Source organism: Streptomyces lacrimifluminis (genome assembly GCF_014646095.1).
GTDB lineage: Bacteria > Actinomycetota > Actinomycetes > Streptomycetales > Streptomycetaceae > Streptomyces > Streptomyces lacrimifluminis.
Window position 1 is genome coordinate 186,818 of sequence record NZ_BMMU01000004.1, and the last position, 22,569, is coordinate 209,386.

The following is a 22,569-nucleotide window of genomic DNA, read 5'->3' on the forward strand; positions in this document are numbered from 1 at the left end:
CTTCCGGGAGGGCACTCCCGGCGCCTCCGCCACCCTGGCCGAGGACCCCGGCAGCTGGGAGCAGCTCTGAGCCGCGGCGCCACGTTCGTGTGACCGCCGACCGTATCGCCCAGTGACGGGTCACGGGCTCCCGGGTGCCTTCAGGACCGAGGCATCGGAAGCGCGTACACCCTGTCGAAATGCTGGGCGATCAGCGGGTGGTCGGTGCCGCCGTCGGCGTCGCAGGAGAGCTGCCAGTCATTGATGCCCGTGTCCCGGCCGTCGGTGAAGTTCCACAGCAGCTCGCCCCGCCGGGCATCGATCGCGTAGAAGCCGTCCTTGTTGGCCGCGGCCGTGACGAACACCGCGTCGCCGCCCGCGACGAGGGGATTCTCCAGGTCCAGCCTGGGGGTTTCGCAGAACCAGCGCCGGGAGCCGTCGGTGGCGTCGAACGCCTCGACGCCGTGCGGGTCGCTCGTCGTGCAGTACACCGTGCCGTCCGCCACCGCGACGGAGGCGAAGCCGCCCCTCCCCTCCTTCACGCGCCAGCGCAGCGCACCGGTCTCCAGGTCCACGGCGACGAGTTCGCTGTCGACGGCGAACACGGTCCCGTCCAGTACCACCGGGGCCGACCGGACTTCCGAGTCGGACGCCATGCGCTGACTCCACAGCACGCTCCCGCGGGCATCGCCGCCCCGGGCCGTGAGCCGGTGCAGCCCGTCCAGGTAGACGAAGCGGGCGGAATCGATGAACGGTTTCAGGTCGAGGCCGATGTCCTCCGGGCTGATGGGGATGACCTGGGCCAGGCGCGCCCGCAGATTCGTACCGAGGACGACGTTCGTCGAGGTGGCCGACCCCCGCGATCCGTCCTCGTTGTCCTGACGGTCGAACCGCAGTCCGACGATGGTGACCGTACCGGCGGCCCCGCCGAGCAGGGTGTCGAACCGGAAGTCCGCCCCGAAGTCCAGCGAGTACCGCTCCGCGCCCGTGACCGGGTCGACGCCGAGCACGGTAGCGCCGGTGCCGAGGGCGACGACGACGTCCGAGACGATCAGGGGCGGGGTCGGTGACTGGCTGATCCCCCGGTAGGTCCACCGGGGACTGGCACCGTCGGCGAGACCGAGACAGAACAGGGTGCCGGACTGCGTCTTCAGCAGGGTCGTGCCCTTGTAGAAGACCGCCGGTGCCTGGACGAGCGGGTCGCTGCGGTACGTCCACAGGGGTTCCGGCGCCGGACCGGCGGGCGTCGCCGCACCGCTCGCCCCGTCCTTCGATCCGTGGAGCAGTGCGGCGACGCCGGTGCCCAGGGCGAGCGCGGCGGCCGTGAGCACCCCGCGGCGGGAGGGGCCCGGCCGGGACGAGCGCGGGGCTCGGTGGGTGCCCCGGTCGGGCGACGGCTCGGGCGGCTGCTGCGGGGACTGCTCGCGCGTCGGGCCGGACCCCGGTCGGTCGGGAGGATCAGGGAGTTCGGGAGGACCAGGGCGATCGGGGAGATCGGGGAGTTCCGGAAAGACCACGTGGTGCGGGCCGCCCGGGCGTCCCGTGACCAGTCGGCGAGGGGCTGCGAGGCGCGGGTCGACGCGGAGAGTGCCGGAGCCGGGGGCGGCTGCCACAGCGGCAGGGGCGGACTTCCGCCGGAGGACGTCCGCCTTCGCGCCGAGGCCGAGGTCCAGATCCATGAGTCCGGCGCCCTGGCGTCCTATCGCGCAGAGGACGGCTTCCGGCAGCCAGCCGTCCCAGTCCAGCGCGTCGACGCCCACGGGCGCGCACGCCGCCGACACCCGGTCCGGGCTGGGCCGGGCCGCCGGGGACTTCTCGAGACACAACCGGATGATCGTGTCCAGCGGTTCCTGGACGCCTGTCAGGTCGGGCGTGCCGTGCACCACCTGGTACAGCAGGGTGGCCGCCGACGCGCCGTCGAAGGGCGCCTTCCCGGTGGCCGCGTACGCCAGGACCGAGCCGAGGCAGAACACGTCGCCCGACGGGCCCATCGGGTCCCCGGTGGCGTGCTCGGGGCACATGTATCGCGGGGAGCCCAGCAGCACACCGGACAGGGTGAGTTCGTAGCCGTCGGTGGCGCGGACGATGCCGAAGTCGATGACGCGGGGGCCCTCGGCGGCGAGCAGCACGTTGGACGGTTTGAGGTCGCGGTGCACCAGCCCCGCGGAGTGCACGGCGATCAGCGCCTCCGCGAGTCCGGCGCCGAGGGCCAGGACCGATCTCGGTGGCAGGGGCCCGTACTCCTCGACAGCGTCGGCCAGCGTCGGGCCGACGATGTGCGTGGTGGCCAGCCAGGGGACGGGGCCGTCCGGGTCGGCGTCCACGACGGACGCGGTGTAGGTGCCGCTCACCGCCCGCGCCGCGTCCACCTCGCGGCGGAACCGGTCGCGGAACGCCTTGCCCGAGGCCAGCTCCGGACGGATGACCTTGACGGCAACGGTCTGTTGCCGGTCGTCCTTGGCGAGGAAGACCTCGCCCATCCCTCCGGCGCCGAGCCGCGCTACAGGACGGTACGGCCCCAGCCGCTCCGGGTCCGTGGGACGAAGTGGCTCCATGGTCCTCAGCTCGCCTGTTCCCCGTCTGTTCCCCGTCGAATGGTTTGGGAGGGAGCGTAGGTGCTGGATGGGCAGGTGGCGCACACAATCGGGCAACTCATGGCCATTACTTGAGACTTCATGCAGGGATGGTCCGGACGTTACTCGTGACGACAGGGCGAATCGGACACGCGCACGCCGCCCCTCAGCTCGCTGTCGCGTACACGATGAGGTTGTCGACCGGGTGCCCCTGCGCGTCGAAGTCGCCGTCGCACGTGATGAGCCGTAGAGCACGCTCCTGGGTCGGCCCGTAGACCTTCTCCGTCGGGAAGGCGTTCTTGCTGACGCTCTCCATGGCCGTGACGGTGAAGTGGAGGGCTTTTCCCGTCGCGTCGGTGACGGTGATGTCCGCACCCTCCTCGATCTTCTTGAGGTCGTGGAAGACGGCCTCGCCGAAGTGGGTGTCGTTGTGGCCGATGATGACGGCGGCGCCGACCTCACCGGGCACGGCACCGCCCGTGTACCAGCCCGCGGTCATCCCCTGCTCGGCCGGCGGGACCTCGACCGTCCCGTCCTTGTTGAGGCCCAGCTCCATCAGCGAACTGGTGATCCCCAGGGAGGAGATGGCGACCCCGGCCGGAGCGGCCGGAACCGCCGGAGTGCCGGAGGCGGTGGACTGCTCGGACTCCGGGGTGCCGGGCGCGGCGGTGGGGGCGACCCGGACCACCGGGTCGGGGCTGGACGAGCAGCCGGTGAGCACGGTCACCAGCACGAGCTGGACGAGGGTCGCGAGGAGGGCGACAGCGAGGCGGGCCCGGGACAGGCCCGGACGGTGTACAGGGGGCAACTCGGGCTCCAGAACAGGATGCGGGGGTTCGCCGGAACGCACAGGGCGCCGCCCGGTGAAGGGCGGCGCCACCGTTTCGTACGAGAGGCCGTGCCGGCGGGTCAGCCGTCGTTGCGGGCGGTGGTGCGGCGGCGCAGTACGTAGGTGCCGGCGCCCGCGAGCAGCAGCGCGCCCGTGGCCGAACCGATGAGCGTGGCGGAGTTGTCGTCCTGGGCGGGGGCCTCGCCCGCGGCGACACCACCACGCGGGTAGTCCTTGCCGGCCTTCACGGCCTCGGCCTTCCTGGCTTCCTCCGCCTTGCGCGTCCTGGCGTCCTCGGCCTTCTTCTTCTCCAGGGCCTCCTTGTCGGCCGGGGTCGAGTCGGTCGCGGCCGGCGTCGGGGTCGGGGTGGCGGCGAGGGCAGCGGAGGCCGGGACGAGCAGCGCGCCGGCCGCGACGCCGGTCAGGAGGGCGATACGCAGCGGGCGCAGGGTGAGACGGCGGGACATGTGAGGGCTCCAGTTCCAGCCCGGCTTGGTCGTTCCTGGTTGCCGATCCGCACCAGGTTCCGGGCATGACCCCACTCTGGCGGCCACTTGTGAGGAACCTGTCAGATCGTCGTGGTCATCCCATCAGGGCCGACCGGGGCTCTCCGTCTTCCTCGGCTCGGCAGTCGGCAGCCGCAGGGTGAAGGTGGCGCCCTCCCCCTCCGTGCTCGTCACGTCCACCGTGCCGCCGTGGGCCTCGGCGAGCTTGAGGACGATCGCCAGACCGAGGCCGCTGCCGCCGGTGCTGCGGTTGCGGGACTTCTCCGCCCGCCAGAAGCGGTCGAACACGTACGGGAGATCGTCCGCCGGGATGCCACTGCCGGTGTCGGACACCTCGACGGCGACCTGCTTCCCGCTTTCGGTGACGTAGGAGCGCAGGGACACCGTGCCGCCGGCCGGGGTGTGGCGTACCGCGTTGGAGAGCAGGTTGCTGACGGTCTGGCGCAGCCGTACGGGGTCGGCGTCGAGGAGCGGCGGGCGCGGGGTGCCCGGCGGCGGTGTCAGGACCGTGAGGGTGACGCCCGCCGTCTCGGCCATCCCCTGGTGCGCGGAGGCGACCTGGCCGAGCAGTTCGTCGACGCGTACCGGTTTCCGGTGCAGCCGCAGTGCGCCCGCGTCGGCCGCGCCGAGGTCCTGGAGGTCGTTGATGAGGTGCTGGAGCTGCACCGCCTCCTCCAGGAGCGAGGAGACGAACGCCGGGTCCGGTTCGGCCAGTCCGTCGTGGGCCGCCTCCAGCCAGCCCCGGATGTTGCTCAGCGGCGTCCGCAGCTCATGGGCGACGTCGCTGACCATCACCTTGCGCTGTTCCTCCAGCCGGGCCCGGTGCACCGCCATGTCGTTGAAGGCCGCCGTCAGCCGCCCGATCTCGTTGTCCGAGACGACGCGCACGGGCACCGGCGTCGCGTCCAGGCCGTCCCGCATGCGCTGGGCGGCTCCGGTGAGCGCGTGCAACGGGCGTACGAGCCTGGCTCCGGCGAGCACCGAGGCGCCGACGGTGAGGGCGAGGACCAGGGCGGTGACCCCGGCGATGCGTGCGGTGTTGGCGCGGGAGAGGTCGAAGCCGGGTACACCGGCGGCGTCCGGCCCGTCGATGAACAGGAGTGCGGGCTCGGCGACATAGCCCGTGAGCTGTTCCCGGCGGGCGCTGACGACACATGCGGCCACGGCCCGGTCGTACGCGCTGTCGCGGATCTCGGAGGGGGTGTAGTCGAGTGCGCCACCGGCAGCCGCCTTCCGTTCGGCCGTCTCGGCGTCCTCCCGCTTCTTGGCGGCCAGGGCTGCCGCCTCCCGCTTGCTGAGGCCCTCCTCCGTACTGGGGACCGCGTCGTCCTGCCCGGCCAGGTAACTCCGGTCCCAGGACAGGTCCAGGTTCAGTTTGACGGGCGTACGGCCCTGTCGTTTCAGGCAGGCGTCGGCCAGTTGGTTGAGGGCACTCAGGGCCTTGCGCTCGGTCGGGGTGGCGTCGACGGGGAAGGAGGCCAGGCACTTCGCCTCCATGTCGCGGTCGATCTCGCTGTCGGTGCCGCTCGCGGTCTCGTCGCTCACGAGCTGGACGCGGGGCCGTCCGCCCGGGCTGTCGACGACGTCGGCGGCGATACCCATGTGGCTGAGGCACTCCACCCTCCCGGCGGACGCCTTCCGCAGCGTGGCACGTTCCTTCGCGGGCAGCCGGAAGGGCCCCACGGCCCGGGGATCGACGCGGTCCGCGTCGGCCTTGGCCGCGTCGGGCACCAGCACGGTGTCGACGGACAGCGGGTCGACGATTGCCGAGGGCTGCGACGCGAGGGAGTTGGCGGACGAACTGCCCCCCGTGGAGCGGGAGTCGGCCGAGTCGACGAACGGGCGACGGCCCTCGTCGGTGAGTACGATCCGGCGCCCGGACTCCCGGGCCAGTTCGCGCACGGTGGCGTCGACGCCCTCCCAGTCGGAGTGGGTGGCCGCGTAGCCGAGGAGGGTGTCGTAGATCTTCGCGTCGGACTTGAGGGTCTGCCCCTGCTCCTGGCGGATCGCGACGGAGGTCGTCTGCACGGCCAGCCAGGCGGTCGCGGCGACCGAGCACGAGGCCACCAGCGCCGACACGGTCAGCAGCCGCCCCGCCAGGCTCTTGCGGAGCGGCAGCCGGGCCCTCGCCGCACCCCCCGCGTCAGGACGACGCATGGCGCACGTTCTTCGCGGGGTCCGTCAGTTTGTAGCCGACGCCGAAGACGGTGATGAGACGGGCCGGCCGTCGTGGGGCGCGTTCGATCTTCTTGCGCAGGTTCATGACGTGCACGTCGACGGTCCGGCCGCTGATGTACTTGTCGAAGCCGTGCAACTCGTCCAGGAGCCGCGCCCTGGTGAAGACCCGGCCGGGCTCGGCGGCCATCGCCGCGAGGATACGGAACTCGCCGGGCGTGCAGTCGACGGGCGCCCCGGAGACCGACACCTCGTGCCGCGCGGGATCGATCCTGAGCGCGCCGACCGTCAACACCTCGTCGTCCGGGGTCGCTCCGGGCTCCGGGGCGGGAGCGGGGGCGGGTTCCGTCCCGGGAGCCGGGTCGGTGCCTCGCCGGTTGCGGCGCAGCAACGTCCGTACCCGGGCCGTGAGTTCGCGCGGGCTGAACGGCTTGGTCATGTAGTCGTCGGCGCCGAGGTCGAGGCCGAGCAGCAGATCGTCCTCGGTGCTGCGGGCCGTCAGCATCAGCACCGGCACCTCCCGGCGTTCGGCGCGCAGGATCCGTACGACGTCGAGGCCGTCGGCTCTGGGCATCATCACGTCGAGGACGACCAGGTCGGGTTCCTGGTGCCGGACCGTTTCGAGAGCGGTCCGGCCGTCCTCGACGACCGTGACGGTGTGGCCCTCGTGCTCCAGATAGCGGCGCACCAGTTCGGCCTGCTTCGCGTCGTCTTCGGCGACCACAATGTTTGCGCACACGCCGGAGATGGTAGCGACCGCCGGTGCCGGGAGGTCCGAAGTCTCCTTACCGTGAGGGCGGTTCGGTGGTGGACAGCCGGGGATGCAGGCGTGCCGTCGAGCGGCCCGTGAGGTCGAGCAGCAGCTCGGCGAAGAGGGCGTCGCCCCAGCCGAACCAGGGGCGCGTGAAGGTCCCGGGGTCGTCGACGTGGAAGCTCTCGTGCATGGAGCCGGTGCCCCCGTCGGTGCGCAGCAGCAGCTCGGCGAGGCGGGTCCGCTCGGCCTCGTCGTCGCTGGTCAGCGCCTGCATGGTGAGGGAGAGCGGCCAGACGTGACCGGGCGGGGTGTGCGGGCTGCCGATGCCGGAGGCCGAACCGCCCGCGTAGTAGAAGGGGTTGGCGTCACTGAGGACGAACTCGCGGGTGCGGAGGTAGAGTTGGTCGCCCGGGTCGCACCAGCCGAGGTAGGGCAGCGAGAGCAGGCTCGGGATGTTGGCGTCGTCCATCATCAACTGCCCCCCGAGACCGTCGACTTCGTACGCGTACACCGTCGGGTCTGCCCCTGCGGTCACCCCGTGCGTGCGCACCCCGGTGGCGATCTCGCCCGAGAGGGCCATGGCGTCGGCGGCGAGGCCCGGGTCACCGATCGCCGTCGCCAGCTCGGCGAGACCGCTCAGCGCGACGGCCGCCATGGTGTTGGACGGGACCAGGTAGCCGTGGTGGCAGCGGTCGTCGCTGGGGCGGAAGCCGGACCAGGTCATGCCGGTGGGCGCGACCGGCGCGCCCCGGCCGCCGCGCGGCAGCGAGTCGAACGCGTCGTCACCGAGGCGCCGGAACTCGTACGGCGAGCGGTTCTCGTGGTCCTGCTCGACCCGCCACAGGCCGATGATGCGGCGGGCGGCGCGGACGAAGCGGTCGTCGGCGGTGAGGTGGCCGAGGCCGCCGGTCGCCCGCCAGATGCCGTAGGCCAGCTGGAGCGGGGCGCAGAGCGAGTCGACCTCGTACTTCTGCTCCCAGACCAGCGGGGCGGGGGCCGGCTCGTCGAGGTAGCCGGCGCCGGAGCCGTCGGGTTCGGCGTTGAAGGCGTTGGCGTACGGGTCGGCGAGGACGTACCGCAGCTGGCGGCGCAGGACGCCGGTGAGCGCGGCGGCGACGGCGGGATCGTCGGCGGCGAGGAGGTACGGGCGGACCTGGGCGGTGCTGTCGCGCAGCCACATCGCGGGAATGTCGCCGGTGAGGACGAAGACCTCGCCGTCGGGAAGCGGGCGCATGGCCCTGCCCCAGGTGCCGGTCAACAGCCCGGTGAAGCGGTCGGCGGCGCGCGGGTCCAGGGAGCGAAGCTCGCGGTGTACGTCGGCACGCAGAGCCCGGAGGCCTTCCGGCAGCTCACCTTCCGGTTCGTCGATCGACCGCATGATCATCCTCTCGCGCACTTCCCGCAGCACTTCTCAGACACTGGGACAACCCCCTTGGACAACGTTGTCGGAGCGTACGTACCGACCCCCGCACCGCGCAAGGGGGTGCAAAGGCGGCCCTTTCGGAGGCAAGCCGGACACGCGAGCGTCCACCATGCAAGGGTGGCGCTGCCCTGTCACCCGGGCGAAGTCACTGCGTCGCCCGCAGGTTGTCCCAGGTCGCCCGCTTCACGATGCCGTTCACGGCCAGTCCCTTGTCGGTCTGGAATTTCATCATCGCGGCCTCCAGTCCTTCGCCGAACACCCCGTCCACGCCGGTGCCACCGATGTCGTATCCGCGCTTCGACAGGATGCACTGGACCTGTTTGACGCGCTTCCCGGTGTCGCCGACGGCCGTGCGGGCCTTGCCCGTGTAGTACGTGCAGTCGGTGACCCAGGGGGACGTGGCGGGCTCCGTCGTGGAGCTGTCCGGGGACGGAGTGGCGGTGGGAGTGGTGCCGGTGCCGCCGTCCGTGCCCGGGTCGGGGTCGGTGCTCGCGCCCGGCTTCGTGGCCGTGTCGGTAGGGGCGTCGGGGTTCGTGGGGTCGTTCCCGGCGTCGCTGTCCCCGTCGTCGTCGGTGTCGTCGGCGACCTGCGAGGGGTCGGCGGGCCCGTCGGCGGTCTCGGTGCCGTTGCCTGACGTGCTCGGGACCGACTTCCCGTCCGAGGTGCCCGGCTTCGGCAGTTCGCCCCCCGCCTCGGCGGCGGTGTCGGCGGAGGACGTCGGGCCGACACCGGGCGGCGAGGCGATCGCCTCGGTTTCCGGGCGCGTGAGCACGAAGACCAGGGCAGCCAGGGCACAGAGGGCGAGGGCCACCGCGGCGGCCGGTACGGGACGTCTGCGGACCCGGGCGAGAGCTCCCGTCGGGCGCCGCTGCCCCAGGGACGTCTCGGCGGACGCCGCTGCCGGGAGGGCCGGGTCCGCCGCCGGGACCAGGGCCGCGTCCTTCGCGGCAACCGGAACCGGTAGCGCCCGCGCCGGGTTCGGGCGGTGGCCCGGGAAGCGCAGCTCCGCCGCCTGTGCGACGGGGACGCGGTACAGGACGTCGTACGCCCGCTGCCGCTCCAGCACCCTGCCGAGCAGCGGCTGCGGCCACCCGGACGCCTCCGTGGACGCGCCGGCACGATCACGAGCCGCCTCGATCAGCGCCGTCGGCGTCGGTCGCCGCTCGGGTTCCTTGGCGAGGCAGGCGGCCAGGAGTTCGCCCAGCGCCGGGTCGGTGGCCGTGATCTCGCCGATCACCTCGGCGTCGGGCTCCTCGAAGGCGACCCGGTGCATCACGTCGACGCCGGTCCCGTCGCCGAAGGGCGCCCGGCCGGCCGCCGCGTAGATCAGGGTCCCGGCGAGCGAGAACACGTCCGACGTCGCGTCGCAGTGGCCGGTCCGCAGGTACTCCGGGGACATGTAGGCGGGCGTTCCGACCCGGTTTCCGGTGCCGGTGATCGCGCTCGCGTCGGCCGCCTTGGAGATGCCGAAGTCGATGACGTGGGCGCCCCGGAGCGACAGCAGCACGTTGGACGGCTTCAGGTCCCGGTGCACGATCCCCGTGGCGGCGAGGTCGGCGAGCGCCTGCCCCAACTCCGCCACCAACCGCCAGACGGCGCCCGGCTCCAGGGCACCGTCCTCCCGTACGGCTTCCGTGAGGTCGAGCGCGGCGAGGTACTCCGTGGCCATCCACAGCAACTCGTCCTGGAACCCCGTACCGCACAACCTCGGCGCGCGCGGCGAACGGACCCGGCCGTGCACCAACGCCTCCTGCTCGAACCGGCGCCGGAACGTCGGGTCCTCGGCGTACTCCGGGCGGATCACCTTGACCGCGAACAGGCCGGGACTGTCGTCCGACGGGCGCGCCAGAAAGACCCGCCCCATGCCTCCGCTGCCCAGCAACGCCAACGGCACATAGGGGCCGATGTGTTCAGGGTCGGCGGGACGCAGGGGGGCAGCTCCGGCCTGCCGCAGCGCGGCAGCTTCGTCCCTCACAAAACCCCCGAAGTGATGTTCTCCACACACCAGTTCGCCTCACTGGCAGAACGAGGCTAACTCAGCTCGCGCGTGCGCACAGGGTTTCGATCAGTTCCGCAGGGTAGTCACGAAGGCCGCCCAGGCGGCTGCGGGGAAGACGAGGGCGTGACCGTGGGGGTTCTTGGAGTCACGGACGGGTATGACGGGGAGGTTGTCGGCGACTTCGAGGCACGCGCCGCCATCAGGGTTGCTGTAGCTGCTCTTGCGCCAGGAGGCAGCCATCAGGAAGTCGTCGGAAACCTCGACGCACTCGCCGCCGTCCGGATTGCTGTAGCTGCTCTTGCGCCAGGTCGCAGCCGTCAGGCCGATGGATCGCACGGTACTTCCTCCAGCATTTGCCCGATGAACTTCCGCGACTCGGTGCGGGACAGGGCCAGGTCACGCACCGAATCGTACGCACGTTGCAGGCGCTCAACCCCCTCGTTTTCCTCGATGAGTTCACCGTGGTAAGCGGTCTCGGTGTAGGCCCTCGTTCGGCCATCACCCAGGCGAAGGAACATCACGTCCGTGCTGACCAGGCTGTGGATACCGACGCCCAAGGGCAGCACCTGGAGGGCGACGTTCGAGCGGTCGGCCATCTCCACGAGGTATACGAGTTGCTCTCGCCATGCCTTGGCGTCCCGCAGCGGGGTACGCAGCACACCCTCGGACAGGATGCTGCGGAACATCGGCGCGCCCTCGCGCAACAGCAACGCGCGACGGCCGACCCGCGCTTCCACCTGCTGGTCCAGCTCCTCGCCCGCGATACCTCCCACGGCGAGCACCTCACGCACGTACCCATCCGTCTGAAGCAAGCCGTGCACAGTGCTCACCGCGAAGTGCCACAGGCTCACCGCCTCGGACTCCAGCTCCATGTACTCGCGGTACTGCTCCTTGAACTCGGCCTTCTCCCCCAGCGCCATCTCCCACAACGTCACCAGCAACGTGCCCGTGTCGTAGTACTGGTCGAGCGCCACGACCACGTCGGCGCTGCCGAGCGTGTGGCCGTTCTCCATCTTGCCGAAGAGGGAGAAGTCCCAGCCCACCTTCTCGGCCAGCTGCCGCAGGCTCTCCCCGCTCGCCTCGCGCAACGCCTTCAGTTCCTCGGCGAACCGCTGGCGCGGCTCCTGGCTGCGGCTCGTCACCGTACGTCGCTGTGGTCGTAGCGGCATCGCGCCCTCCCCCTTGCAGCGCCCATGGATTCTCACGCACCGTAATCCACCGGGTGCACAGGGCACAGGCAAAAGCCGGACGACCCCCTTGAGGAGTGAGCCGCAGCCACCAGCGTGCTCACCCCCGCCCTCACAACCGCTGGATGATCGTCCCCGTCGCCAGCGCACCGCCCGCGCACATCGTGATCAGCGCGAACTCCTTGTCCACGCGCTCCAGTTCGTGCAGCGCCGTGGCGATCAGCCGCGCCCCGGTCGCGCCCACCGGGTGCCCGAGGGCGATCGCGCCGCCGTTCACGTTCACCTTGTCCAGGTCCTGCTCGAAGACCTGTGCCCAGCTCAACACCACAGAGGCGAACGCCTCGTTGATCTCGATCAGGTCGATGTCCTTCAGCGTCATGCCCGCCTTGCCGAGCACCGCCCGGGTCGCGTCGATCGGACCGTCCAGGTGGAAGTGCGGGTCGGAACCCACCAGCGCCTGGGCCACGATCCGCGCCCTCGGGCGCAGCTTCAGCGCCCGCGCCATCCGCTTCGACGCCCAGAGCAGCGCCGCCGAACCGTCGCTGATCTGGGACGAGTTGCCCGCCGTGTGGACAGCGGTCGGCATGATCGGCTTCAGGGAGGCCAGCGCGTCGATCGAGGTGTCCCGCAGGCCTTCGTCCCGGTCGACGAGCCGCCACATGCCCTGCCCCGCGCCCTGCTCCTCCTCCGTGGTGGGCACCTGGACGGCGAACGTCTCCCGCTTGAACCGTTCCTCCGCCCAGGCGACCCCCGCCCGTTCCTGGGAGAGAAGCCCCAGCGCGTCCACGTTCTCCCGGGTCAGTCCGCGCCGACGGGCGATCCGCTCCGCCGCCTCGAACTGATTGGGCAGATCCACGTTCCACTCCTCCGGGAACGGTTTTCCGGGGCCGTGCTTGGACGCCGATCCCAGCGGCACCCGCGACATGGCCTCGACCCCGCAGCTGATGCCGACGTCGATGACGCCCGCCGCGATCATGTTGGCGACCATGTGCGAGGCCTGCTGGGAGGAGCCGCACTGGGCGTTGACGGTGGTCGCCGCGGTCTCGTACGGCAGGCCCATGGTCAGCCAGGCGGTGCGGGCGGGGTTGGCGGACTGTTCGCCGGCCTGGGTGACCGTGCCGCCGACGATCTGTTCGACGCAGTCGGCGGGGATGCCGGTGCGGCCCAGAAGTTCGCGGTAGGTCTCGCCCAGCAGGTAGGCGGGGTGCAGGTTGGCGAGCGCGCCGCCGCGCCTGCCGATGGGGGTGCGTACGGCTTCGACGATCACGGGTTCCGCGGCCATGATGGGGAGTTCCTCTCCTCAGGTCACCCGCGCGGCGCGGGCGTCCCGGCCACCCGCCACGCAGAACTAGTACGCGTTCTAGTTCTGCTTGCAGTCTGCTGACGGCCCGTCCGGCACCGCAACCCCCTTGCAGCGCCCGATACCACAAGTGGTGCCCGGAATTGAGGGCGTCGCACCCCTTGCCTCTTCTAGAACCCGTTACTACCTTCGCGACACCCACTCATTCCTGATGGACCGTCAGATACTGGTCAGATGACGGGAGTTTCCGATGGCGTCCTGTCCCGCGATGCCCGAAGGGTTCGACTTCACCGACCCCGACCTGCTCCAAGACCGCGTACCTCTCCCGGAGTTCGCCGAGCTGCGCGCCACCGAGCCGGTCCACTGGGTGCCCCAGCACCCTGGCATCGCGGGCTTCGCCGACGAGGGCTACTGGGCCGTCACCCGGCACGCGGACGTCAAGTACGTGTCCACGCACCCGGAGCTGTTCTCGTCCACCACCAACACGGCGATCATCCGCTTCAACGAGCACATCGAGCGCGACGCGATCGACGCCCAGCGGCTGATCCTGCTCAACATGGACCCGCCCGAGCACACCCGGGTCCGCCAGATCGTGCAGCGCGGCTTCACCCCGCGCGCGATCCGTGCCCTGGAGGACAACCTGCGCAGCCGCGCGCTCGCCATCGCGGCGAACGCCGCCGCCCGCAGCGGCCCCTTCGACTTCGTCACGGAGGTCGCCTGCGAACTGCCCCTCCAGGCCATCGCCGAGCTGATCGGCATCCCCCAGGAGGACCGCCTCAGGATCTTCGAGTGGTCCAACAGGATGATCTCGTACGACGATCCGGAGTACGCGATCACCGAGGAGATCGGCCAGCAGTCGGCCATGGACCTCATCGCGTACGCCATGAACATGTCCGCCGACCGCAAGCAGTGCCCGGCGAAGGACATCGTCACCACGCTGGTGGCGGCGGAGGACGAGGGCAACCTCGCCTCGGACGAGTTCGGCTTCTTCGTGCTGGTGCTGGCCGTCGCGGGCAACGAGACGACCCGCAACGCCATCACCCACGGCATGCACGCCTTCCTCACCCACCCCGACCAGTGGGAGCTGTACAAACGCGAACGCCCGGAAACCACCGCCGAGGAGATCGTGCGCTGGGCGACCCCCATCATCTCCTTCCAGCGAACGGCCACCCAGGACACGGAGTTGGGCGGCCAGAAGATCAAACAGGGCGACCGCGTCGGCCTGTTCTACTCCTCCGCCAACCGCGACCCCGAGGTCTTCGACTCCCCGGACGTCTTCGACATCACCCGCGATCCCAATCCGCACCTCGGCTTCGGCGGCGGAGGCCCGCACTTCTGCCTCGGCAAGTCCCTGGCCGTCCTGGAGATCAACCTGATCTTCAACGCCCTCGCCGACGCCATGCCGGGCCTCACCCTGGCCGGCGACCCGCGCCGCCTGCGCTCGGCCTGGGTCAACGGCGTCAAGGAACTCCAGGTCAGCACGGGCTAGGGCCTGTCGTTTGGATCACGCTGGCTTCAGGTTGCGGCGCCGTTGTCCTGCGGCCCAAGCGTGATCCAGACGACAGGCCCTAGGCACAGCCGCCCGAGAGGGCCGCGTGACTCGGGCCGGCGGCCTCCCGGCGTCGCCGGCCCGTCCCGACGTGAGGCAGGGGCACATCCCACGCCCCGCCCCTGCCTCCGTCCAGCACCCCCCGTAGACTGCGATGGCAACTGCAACTACGACGGTGAGGCGTGCCGGTGCGATCCTGGCAACGTTGTCTGGACGCGGCGGGAGTGGCCGACGGCGACGACCGCGCCGCCTACCTGAAGGCCAAGCAGTTCATGCTGAGCCGGGAACCCGCCGGTCATGTCGCGGTACGGCTGCTGATGCCCGCCCGTCTCCAGCCCCACATCCTGGCCGGATACGCGTTCGCGTCGTTCACGGACGACCTGTGCGACCGGGGCACGGTGGAGGAGCGGACGCGTCGCTACGCCGGCTGGGCCGAGCAGGTGCGCACGGCACTGGACACCGGAACCGCCCGGCATCCCCTGCTGCGGGCCTTCCTGCACACCGCCGAGGCACGTGAACTGCCGCGCTCCTGGGTGGACTCATATCTCGTCGGGGCCGAAATCGACCTGGACTTCGGCGGGTTCACCACCGAGGACGACTATCAGGGGTACATCGACAAGCTCACCTGGCCGTTCCTCATGATCACCTCGGGACTGTCGATGCCGGGCGGCGGCAGCCAGGCGTACGCCGACAGCTGCCGACTGCTCGCCGACGCCTGCCAGCGCACCGACTTCCTCACCGACCTGGCCGAGGACCTGCGCGACGGACGCCTCTACCTCCCCACCGACGACCTGGAGAAACACGGCGTCGTACGGTCCGACCTGGAGCAGGGCCGGGACCTCCCGGGCGTCCGTTCCCTGCTCTCCGCCACGGCGGCGACGGCCCACGCCACGCTCCGCGAGGCCACCCGGATCGTCGCCGAACTCCCGGCGGAGCAGCGCACGTTGACCCGCTTCGTCATCCTCCTGCACGACCAGCGCCTGCGCCGGGCGACGACGATGGGCGCCGCGGTCACCCGCCGTCCGGTCCGTGACAACCCGGCCGTCTGTCTGCGCCTGCTGGCCCGCTCACACCGCCCGGACCTGACCCTGCCCGCGCTGCGAGCAGGCTCCTAGCGCCTGTCGACGCACGCTCTCAACTACGCTTCCGAACGAGCACGTTGAAGCCTGCCGGGGCGCTGTCGGGGTCGTCCGTGACGGGGACGGCCGAGGTGGACGAGGACAGAGGTGCGGGCGCGATGATCGGGACGGTGTTCCGGAGTGAGGACGTGGCGGCGGAGCACCGGTTCGACCACTGGCGGGAGTTGATCGGCCGGACGCACGCGCCCAGCGACATGAGCAGCGACTACGCCGCCGACTTCTGGGCGGAGCAGCGGCTGTTGCAGCTGGGCCCGGTGACGGTGTGGCCGGGGGCGTTCCGGCCGATGCGGTTCAGGCGGACCGCGCGCATGGTGCGGCAGTCGGACCCGGAGTTCTACCACGTGTCCCTGGTGCTCGGCGGCGGGCTGGGCGTCGACCATGCCGGGCGGGCCGACACCCACGGCCCGCAGGACCTGTACGTGGTCGACACCTCACGGCCGTACGACGTGGGGCCCCCGGAGGACAACTGCGGGGTCACGGGGGTGGGCGTGGAGCTCCCCAAGGCCCTGGTACCCGTGTCACCGGACCGGGTCGGGGATCTGCTGGCCAGACGGCTGTCGGCGCAGGAGGGGGTGGGCGCCCTGCTGGCCGGCTTCCTCACCGGCCTGGCCCAGCAGGCCGACTCCCTCCAGCCGTCCGACGTGCCACGCCTGGGCACGGTGGCGCTCGATCTGCTGCTGGCCTGGTTCGCCCAGGAACTCGACACCGAGTCGGCCCTGTCCCCGGAAACCCGCCGGCACACCCTCACCGCGCACATACGGGCCTTCATCCGGCGCAACCTCCATGACCCGGACCTCGCCCCGCCGGTGATCGCCGCCGCGCATCACATCTCCGTCAGCTACCTGCACCGCCTCTTCCAGCAGCAGAGCGACGGCGAGACGGTCGCCGCCTGGATCCGCGCCCAGCGGCTGGAAGGTGCCCGCCGCGACCTGGCGGACCCCGCCCTGCGCGCCACGCCCGTCCACACCATCGCCGCCCGCTGGGGCCTGAACCGTCCCGCCGAGTTCAGCCGGGCCTTCCGCACCGCCTATGGCGTACCGCCCACCGAATACCGGCTCCGGGCGACGGCATCGACAGCACCGACAGCACCGACAGCACCGCAGGACATCCCGACGGGGTCCGCCGACGGACGGGTGGTCCGGGTGCCGAACGGGAACTGAGGTCCCGTCATCGGAGTGGGCCCGGCCTGCCGGCCGGCCTCGCGGTCGCCCTGCCCGTCGTGGCCGCCGCCACCTGGCAGCACGGTTTCTGGACCGGCGCGCCGCTCGGGGCACCCCCGTACGCCTGATGGCCTTCCTGGAGGACGCCCACCGCCGCGACCCGCTGCGGGCGACGGGCCCGGTGGCCGGTCAGGTGCGGCCTGTCGCCGCCGGGGTCGGCCGGGGCTCGGCGTCGTTCTCCGCCGCCGCCACGACCGTACGAGCGCGCGGGCCCATGAAGACGTACGACAGTCCGAACCCGGCCAGGACCACCGCCGCCCCGCCCACCGCGTCCAGCACCCAGTGGTTGCCGGTCGCGACGATCGCGGAGACGGTGAAGAACGGATGCAGCAGTCCCAGCGCCTTCATCCACCCCTTGGGGGCGACGATCGCGATGACGAGCCCGCACCACAGCGACCAGCCGAAGTGCAGCGAGGGCATCGCCGCGTACTGGTTGACCAGGGCCGTGAGCGTGCCGTAGTCCGGCTGGGAGAAGTCCTGGACGCCGTACACGGTGTCGATGATCCCGAGATCCGGCATCAGCCGCGGCGGCGCCAGCGGATAGAGCCAGAAGCCGGCGAGGCCGAGCAACGTGGTGAAGCCGAGGGAGGCGCGGGCCCAGCGGTAGTCGACCGGGCGGCGCCAGTAGAGGACGCCGAGGACGGTCAGGGGCACGAGGAAGTGGAACGACGTGTAGTAGAAGTCGAAGAAGTCCCGCAGCCAGCCGATCTTCACGACCGCGTGGTTGGCCCAGTACTCGATGTCGATGTGCAGGAACTTCTCGATGTCGTGGATCTGGTGGCCGTGGGCCTCGGCGGTGGACCGGCCGCCCGAGATCGTGCCGCCGGTCGCGGCGAGTCGGACCTTCTGGTAGACGGCGTACGTGACGCGGATCAGCAGCAGTTCGAGGAGCAGGTTCGGGCGGGTGAGCACCCGGCGCAGGAAGGGCAGGAGCGGGACGCGCCTGAAGCGGGCGGGGACCGGCGGCGCGTAGCCCGTGGGGACCGGGGAGCGGTAGAACTCCGAGGTCCGGGACAGGAACGGGACGACGGTGGCGGCGGCGACGGCTGCCAGCAGCACGATGTTGTCGCGGACCGGGTGGAGGGCGCCCACGTTCGGGATGACCATCTTGGCGGGCAGCGTCATCACGATGATGACGGCGACCGGCCACATGTAGCGGTCGGAGGCACGCTTGCCGACCCGGCCGACGACCGCGAGCAGTACCCACAGCAGCTGGTGCTGCCAGGCCGTGGGCGAGACCGCGACGGCGGCGCAGCCGATGATCGCCACGGCCAGCAGCAGCTGGCCGTCCTGGGCGTAGCGCACCGCCCGGCGCAGGCCCAGGGCGGCTACGACCGCGCCGAGCACCAGGAACAGGGTGATTTCGAGGGGGCCCTCGACGCCCAGCCGCAGCAGGGCGCCGTGCAGGGACTGGTTGGCGAGGTCGTCGGCGGCGCCGCCGAGCCCGGCCCCGCCCATGTGGTGGACCCAGTAGGTGTACGAGTCGTCCGCCATCGCGGCCCACGCGAGCGCGGTGCAGGCGACGAAGGTGATCCCCGCGGAGACGGCGGCCCGGCGGCGGCCGGTGAACCAGAGCAGTGGCGCGAACAGCAGCACGGTGGGCTGGAGTGCCGCGGCGAGGCCGATCAGGGCGCCTGCGGCCCGTTCCTCGCGTGCGACGAAGCAGCCGAGCAGGACCAGCAGGACGGGGATGATGCTGGTCTGGCCGAGGTGGAGGGTGTTGCGCACGGGCAGCGACAGCATCAGGAGGCTGATCGCGACGGGCGCGGCGAGCAGCGAGGTGCGACGGCTCACGGGCGTGGGCAGGGCGCGGGCGGCGACCACGCCGAGCGCGACGACGAGCAGCAGGGTGCCGAAGGTCCAGCCCCAGCCGAGGGCCTGCTCGGCGGCCCGGGTGAGCGGCTTGAGGACGAGCCCGCCGAAGGGCGTGCCGGTGAACCGGGTCGAGTCGTAGAGCGAGCCGTTCACATGCAGGACGCCGTCGGGTCCGACCCAGGTCTCCAGGTCGGTCAGGCGGTCCGCTTTCGGGGTACTGAGGACGGCGGCCACCTGTCTGACCGCGAGGACGGCGACGACGAGCCAGAGCGCCACCCGGGTCACTTTCAGCCGTGCCTGCGCCGTCCCGGCGGCGCCCGCTCCGAAGGCACCTCCCGCTCCACCACCGTGCTCTGCGTTCGCCACGCCTCGCAGGCCTCCGCCCTGTCTGTCCCATACGCAACAAGGGCACCATTTGCCCCACACGTATCATCCTGTACGAATCCCCCGAGGATCGCACCGCCCCTCGAAGTGAGACGCGAGCAACCCCCGCTTCACCTGAGGGACTCCGGCCATTCGTCCGGCCTTTTGTCCGGTCGACGATAGTCCGCCCGGGCTCCCGTTCCGCCCCTCGGCCGCCCGCGGACCGCACGGAGGCAGGAAACCGGTCGCTTTCCGGCCGGATCGGACAAGGTCCGCCCGAAGACGGGCATGGCTCGCCCGAGCCCGGAGTAGCGTCGCCGGGATGCGGATCCTCCATCTCTCCGACACCCACATCGATCACTCCGGAGCGCCCAAACGCGACGGCATCGACCCGACCGGGTCGCTGCGCGGGATGCTCGCCGACGTCCGCCATCTCACGGGCCTCGGGGCCGTCGTCGTCAGCGGGGACCTCGCGGACAGCGGGGCGCCCGAGGAGTACGCGGTCGTACGGGACCTGGTGGGCTCGTTCGCCCGGGAGCGGGGCATCCCGGTGTTCTGCGCCACCGGCAACCACGACGAGCGCGGCGCCTTCGCGAAGGCACTGGGCAGCGGACACCTGGACCCGGCGGGCAAAGACCGCGCCGACTCACGACTCACCTCCACCGAAGGCGAGTTGGCGGCGTCGAGCGTGGTCGAGGGGCATCGGATCGTCACCCTCGACTCGCTCGTGCCGGGCAAGGTGTACGGATACCTGGGCGCCGCCCAACTCGAATGGCTGCGCGAGCTGTTGCGCACCCCGGCGCCGTACGGCACGACGGTCGTGCTGCACCATCCGCCGGTCACCCTGGGCACCGCGCTCCAGCGGGCGATGGGGCTGGGCAACCCGGCGGACCTCGCCGACGCGGTCCGTGGCAGCGACGTACGGCTGATCCTGTGCGGCCACTTCCACCTCCAGATCATGGGGTACCTGGAGTCCGTGCCGGTGTGGGTGACGCCGGGAGTGGTCAGCCGGATCGATCTGACCGGCCCGGCGGACACGGAACGAGCGGTGCGCGGAGCCTCGGCCACTCTCGTCGACCTGGGCTCGCCGCACGGCCCGCTGTTCCACACGCTGCACGCCCGCGACCCGCGCGCCGGTGAGACCGTCTACGAACTCGACGAGGCGAGGATCACCGACCTCGTCGCCCGTGAGGGCTACAAATAACCCCGTGAGGGCTACAAGCGACTCGGCACACCCCCGCACCTCACACCCCGGTCACGAACGGAAGGTACGGCTCTCATGAGCGAGTCCCAGCGCTGGGAAGACGTCGACGACTACTTCACCGACCTCCTGGCCCCGGCCGACGAGGCCCTGGAGGCGGCGCTGCGCGACAGCGACGCGGAGGGGCTGCCGCACATCAGCGTCGCCCCGAACCAGGGCAAGCTGCTCCAGCTCCTCGCCCAGATCCAGGGCGCCCGCCGCATCCTGGAGATCGGCACGCTCGGCGGCTACAGCACCATCTGGCTGGGCCGCGCGCTCCCGGCCGACGGCCGGCTGATCACCCTGGAGTACGACGCGAAGCACGCCGACGTCGCCCGCCGCAACCTCGCCCGGGCCGGCCTCGACGCCATCACCGAGGTGCGGACGGGCCCCGCCCTGGAGACGCTGCCCAAGCTGGCCGACGAGAATCCCGGGCCGTTCGACCTGGTCTTCATCGACGCCGACAAGGCCAACAACCCGCACTACGTGGAGTGGGCCCTGCGGCTGACCACCACGGGCAGCCTGATCATCGTCGACAACGTGGTGCGCGGGGGCGCGGTGACCGACGCCGAGTCCACCGACCCGGGCATCCGGGGCACCCGCGCCGCCCTCCAGCTCATCGCCGAGCACCCGAGGCTGAGCGGCACGGCGGTACAGACGGTGGGCAGCAAGGGGTACGACGGCTTCGCCCTGGCGAGGGTCGTGGCATAGCCGAAACGGCTCCCGCCGTCCTCGGCCCGTGTCTCAACCCTCGTGATAGAAGCCCACGTTGACACTGCGCGGCCCGGTGCGGTCCTGGACGATGACCTCACCGGCGCCGCCCCGGGGCAGCGGCACGCTCCCTCCGTACGGCACGGTCTGGGCGTACTCGCCCACCACCAGCCGGACTTCGGAGGACGGGTCGGGCTGGGAGCCCTGCAGCCAGGAGAGGTGCCAGGTGTTGTCGGGGCCGCACAGGAACTCCAGGTGGACCCGTGAGACGAACAGCCAGTCGTCGGGGGTCACGAGACGGCACACCGCCTTGTCCCGGCCCACCCGCATGATGGCCCCCGGTTCGCTGGGCGCCTCGGCCATGAGCATGCCGGCCGTGGCGCCGGCGTCCGTCCCGGAGACGGTGGCCATGGTGAGTTCGAGCACGTGCGCTCCTTCTGAACGGTCACCGAGGGTGACCCGACCGGTCCTCGCGGCACAGTCGTTGCTGAACAGTCCCTGTACGGCAGCCATGTTGCCGTACGACGCCGCATGATAAATCGCCCGATCGTCGGGTTGGGCAAGGTCCGGCACAATGGACACATGACCGAACGCAAACCACCCGGTGCGAGTTTCGAGTCCTGGGTCGACCGGCAGATCCGCGAGGCGGAGGCGCGTGGGGAGTTCGCCGGGCTTCCCGGTGCGGGCAAGCCGCTGTCCGACGGTGCTGACACGCCGTACGACGAACTGTGGTGGGTCAAACAGAAAATGGCCCGCGAGGGGCTGTCGGTCCTGCCGCCGACGCTGGCCCTGCGCAAGGAGGCGGAGGACGCGCTGGCGGCGGCGTACAAGGCCCCCTCCGAGGGGGCGGTCCGCCGGATCGTGACGGAGATCAACGTCAAGATCCGCGACATGATGCTCAGGCCGCCGCCCGGCCCCCCGCTGGGTCTCAAGCCCTACGACGTCGACGACGTCGTAGGGGAGTGGCGGGAGGCGCGGGCGGAGCAGGCGTGACAGGACTGCGGTGCGGGCGGCCTCAGCGGTGTGCGGGGGCCTCAGCTGCGCAGCAGCCGCTCCGCCAGTTCACGGTAGTCCCGCAGGGCGAGACGGAGCCGCTCGGTTTCGCCACCGGTGTCGTTGGCACCGGTGGACTGCAGGGTGGCTCGCACGGTACGGCGGTTGCGCTCCACCGCCTCCGTGAAGCGCTCGGTGATCTCCTCCAGTACGCGGTCGGCCTCCTCGACGGACTCCTGGGGGCCGTCCACGAAGCCGGTGACGGCGTGCTGGAGCCGCAGTGAGAGCTTGTCCCGCTCGTCCTGCGCGAGCAGCGCGACCCCGTGGGACGACTGGCCGTCGGGGGAACGGGTGGCCGCGGGCGCGGAGCCGGGCGGCCGTACGGTTGCACCGTCGACCGACTTCCTGCCGTCCGCCCTCTCGGCGGCCGGCCGCTCACCGGCCGACTTCCTGGCATCGGTCCTCTCGGTGGCCGACCGTTCGCCGACCTGCCGTTCGCCGGCCAACCCCTCCCGGCCTGCCCTCTCGCCGGTCAGCCTGCCACCGCCCGACTTCTCGGTGGCGGACCTCTCGCCGGTCAGCCTTTCCCCGGTCGCACTCTCGGTGCCCGACCTGTCGGCGCCCGACCTGTCGCCGGCCTGCCTCTCGCCGGTCAGCCTGTCGCCGGTCGCGTTCTCGGTGCCCAGCCTGTCGGCGCCCGACCTGTCGCCGGTCGCCTTCTCACCTGTCGCCCGCTCCGCGGCCGACCTCTCGGCGGCCGGCCTCGCGGTGTCCGGCTTCGTCGTGTCCCGGTTGCCGTTGTCCGTCATGTCCG

Annotated in this window: 19 protein-coding genes; 6 read left to right on the top strand and 13 right to left on the bottom strand. The window is 71.4% G+C overall.

Annotated features, from left to right (window positions below; genetic code table 11):
* Window positions 1-140: 140 nt before the first annotated feature.
* The 10 genes from IEY89_RS08410 to IEY89_RS08455 all read right to left on the bottom strand — a co-directional run bounded on the left by IEY89_RS08410 (window position 141) and on the right by IEY89_RS08455 (window position 12,707).
* Window positions 141-2,534 (bottom strand): protein kinase domain-containing protein, encoded by a 2,394-nt coding sequence (locus tag IEY89_RS08410; RefSeq protein WP_229695102.1) that lies wholly within the window; start codon window positions 2,532-2,534, stop codon window positions 141-143.
* A gap of 184 nt (window positions 2,535-2,718) precedes the next feature.
* On the bottom strand, window positions 2,719-3,360 hold the full coding sequence (locus tag IEY89_RS08415) for a class F sortase (protein ID WP_189146658.1): 642 nt from the start codon (window positions 3,358-3,360) through the stop codon (window positions 2,719-2,721).
* 101 nt (window positions 3,361-3,461) lie between these two features.
* Window positions 3,462-3,848, bottom strand: coding sequence for a hypothetical protein (locus IEY89_RS08420; RefSeq protein ID WP_189146659.1), 387 nt, complete (start codon window positions 3,846-3,848; stop codon window positions 3,462-3,464).
* Between the two features lie 123 nt (window positions 3,849-3,971).
* Entirely contained in the window at window positions 3,972-6,044 is a 2,073-nt protein-coding gene (locus IEY89_RS08425; RefSeq protein ID WP_189146660.1) for a sensor histidine kinase, read from the bottom strand.
* Window positions 6,031-6,801 (bottom strand): response regulator transcription factor, encoded by a 771-nt coding sequence (locus IEY89_RS08430; protein ID WP_189146661.1) that lies wholly within the window; start codon window positions 6,799-6,801, stop codon window positions 6,031-6,033. Before IEY89_RS08430 ends, IEY89_RS08425 begins: the two co-directional genes overlap by 14 nt.
* A 46-nt stretch (window positions 6,802-6,847) precedes the next feature.
* The gene (locus IEY89_RS08435; protein WP_229695103.1) at window positions 6,848-8,194 is read right to left on the bottom strand and encodes a glycoside hydrolase family 125 protein; all 1,347 of its coding nucleotides are present in this window, start codon (window positions 8,192-8,194) and stop codon (window positions 6,848-6,850) included.
* 190 nt (window positions 8,195-8,384) lie between these two features.
* A complete protein-coding gene (locus IEY89_RS08440) occupies window positions 8,385-10,214 on the bottom strand; it encodes a serine/threonine-protein kinase (RefSeq protein WP_189146662.1) in 1,830 nt (609 codons plus the stop codon).
* Window positions 10,215-10,304: 90 nt separating this feature from the next.
* A complete protein-coding gene (locus IEY89_RS08445; RefSeq protein WP_189146663.1) occupies window positions 10,305-10,574 on the bottom strand; it encodes a DUF397 domain-containing protein in 270 nt (89 codons plus the stop codon).
* A complete protein-coding gene (locus IEY89_RS08450; RefSeq protein WP_189146664.1) occupies window positions 10,556-11,407 on the bottom strand; it encodes a helix-turn-helix domain-containing protein in 852 nt (283 codons plus the stop codon). The genes IEY89_RS08445 and IEY89_RS08450 overlap by 19 nt, the downstream gene beginning before the upstream one ends.
* 130 nt (window positions 11,408-11,537) lie before the next feature.
* On the bottom strand, window positions 11,538-12,707 hold the full coding sequence (locus IEY89_RS08455; RefSeq protein ID WP_189146665.1) for a steroid 3-ketoacyl-CoA thiolase: 1,170 nt from the start codon (window positions 12,705-12,707) through the stop codon (window positions 11,538-11,540).
* A 286-nt stretch (window positions 12,708-12,993) separates the two neighbouring features.
* On the opposite strand from IEY89_RS08455, the gene IEY89_RS08460 reads away from it, so the two are divergent.
* From IEY89_RS08460 to IEY89_RS08470, 3 genes are all read left to right on the top strand, one after another.
* A complete protein-coding gene (locus IEY89_RS08460; protein ID WP_308437423.1) occupies window positions 12,994-14,214 on the top strand; it encodes a cytochrome P450 in 1,221 nt (406 codons plus the stop codon).
* Window positions 14,215-14,462: 248 nt separating this feature from the next.
* A complete protein-coding gene (locus IEY89_RS08465) occupies window positions 14,463-15,389 on the top strand; it encodes a phytoene/squalene synthase family protein (RefSeq protein ID WP_189146667.1) in 927 nt (308 codons plus the stop codon).
* 122 nt (window positions 15,390-15,511) lie between these two features.
* Window positions 15,512-16,573, top strand: coding sequence for an AraC-like ligand-binding domain-containing protein (locus IEY89_RS08470; RefSeq protein WP_189146925.1), 1,062 nt, complete (start codon window positions 15,512-15,514; stop codon window positions 16,571-16,573).
* A 189-nt stretch (window positions 16,574-16,762) separates the two neighbouring features.
* On the opposite strand, the gene IEY89_RS08475 is transcribed toward IEY89_RS08470, so the two are convergent.
* Window positions 16,763-18,814, bottom strand: coding sequence for a bifunctional glycosyltransferase 87/phosphatase PAP2 family protein (locus IEY89_RS08475; RefSeq protein ID WP_189146668.1), 2,052 nt, complete (start codon window positions 18,812-18,814; stop codon window positions 16,763-16,765).
* A 319-nt stretch (window positions 18,815-19,133) separates the two neighbouring features.
* Between IEY89_RS08475 and IEY89_RS08480 the strand changes: the two genes are divergently transcribed.
* Window positions 19,134-20,015, top strand: a complete 882-nt coding sequence (locus tag IEY89_RS08480) for a metallophosphoesterase (RefSeq protein ID WP_189146669.1) — start codon at window positions 19,134-19,136, stop codon at window positions 20,013-20,015.
* 75 nt (window positions 20,016-20,090) lie between these two features.
* Window positions 20,091-20,762, top strand: coding sequence for an O-methyltransferase (locus IEY89_RS08485; RefSeq protein ID WP_189146670.1), 672 nt, complete (start codon window positions 20,091-20,093; stop codon window positions 20,760-20,762).
* Between the two features lie 33 nt (window positions 20,763-20,795).
* Here IEY89_RS08485 and IEY89_RS08490 read toward each other — a convergent pair whose 3' ends face one another.
* Window positions 20,796-21,188, bottom strand: coding sequence for an FHA domain-containing protein (locus tag IEY89_RS08490; protein ID WP_189146671.1), 393 nt, complete (start codon window positions 21,186-21,188; stop codon window positions 20,796-20,798).
* 156 nt (window positions 21,189-21,344) lie between these two features.
* Between IEY89_RS08490 and IEY89_RS08495 the strand changes: the two genes are divergently transcribed.
* A complete protein-coding gene (locus tag IEY89_RS08495; RefSeq protein ID WP_189146672.1) occupies window positions 21,345-21,755 on the top strand; it encodes a DnaJ family domain-containing protein in 411 nt (136 codons plus the stop codon).
* Window positions 21,756-21,796: 41 nt separating this feature from the next.
* Here the strand turns inward: IEY89_RS08495 and IEY89_RS40480 are convergent, their stop codons facing one another.
* Window positions 21,797-22,564 carry a hypothetical protein gene (locus IEY89_RS40480; RefSeq protein WP_229695104.1) on the bottom strand — a complete coding sequence of 256 codons (768 nt, stop codon included), beginning with the start codon at window positions 22,562-22,564 and terminating at the stop codon, window positions 21,797-21,799.
* Window positions 22,565-22,569: the final 5 nt, after the last annotated feature.

Excerpts from the sequence above, each read along its gene's own strand:
- IEY89_RS08425 (WP_189146660.1), bottom strand. The coding sequence starts at position 6,044 with ATGCGTCGTCCTGACGCGGGGGGTGCGGCGAGGGCCCGGCTGCCGCTC.
- IEY89_RS08455 (WP_189146665.1), bottom strand. The coding sequence starts at position 12,707 with ATGGCCGCGGAACCCGTGATCGTCGAAGCCGTACGCACCCCCATCGGC.
- IEY89_RS08435 (WP_229695103.1), bottom strand. The coding sequence starts at position 8,194 with ATGCGGTCGATCGACGAACCGGAAGGTGAGCTGCCGGAAGGCCTCCGG.
- IEY89_RS08485 (WP_189146670.1), top strand. The coding sequence starts at position 20,091 with ATGAGCGAGTCCCAGCGCTGGGAAGACGTCGACGACTACTTCACCGAC.
- IEY89_RS08410 (WP_229695102.1), bottom strand. The coding sequence starts at position 2,534 with ATGGAGCCACTTCGTCCCACGGACCCGGAGCGGCTGGGGCCGTACCGT.
- IEY89_RS08450 (WP_189146664.1), bottom strand. The coding sequence starts at position 11,407 with ATGCCGCTACGACCACAGCGACGTACGGTGACGAGCCGCAGCCAGGAG.
- IEY89_RS08470 (WP_189146925.1), top strand. The coding sequence starts at position 15,512 with ATGATCGGGACGGTGTTCCGGAGTGAGGACGTGGCGGCGGAGCACCGG.
- IEY89_RS08480 (WP_189146669.1), top strand. The coding sequence starts at position 19,134 with ATGCGGATCCTCCATCTCTCCGACACCCACATCGATCACTCCGGAGCG.
- IEY89_RS08495 (WP_189146672.1), top strand. The coding sequence starts at position 21,345 with ATGACCGAACGCAAACCACCCGGTGCGAGTTTCGAGTCCTGGGTCGAC.
- IEY89_RS08460 (WP_308437423.1), top strand. The coding sequence starts at position 12,994 with ATGCCCGAAGGGTTCGACTTCACCGACCCCGACCTGCTCCAAGACCGC.
- IEY89_RS08420 (WP_189146659.1), bottom strand. The coding sequence starts at position 3,848 with ATGTCCCGCCGTCTCACCCTGCGCCCGCTGCGTATCGCCCTCCTGACC.
- IEY89_RS40480 (WP_229695104.1), bottom strand. The coding sequence starts at position 22,564 with ATGACGGACAACGGCAACCGGGACACGACGAAGCCGGACACCGCGAGG.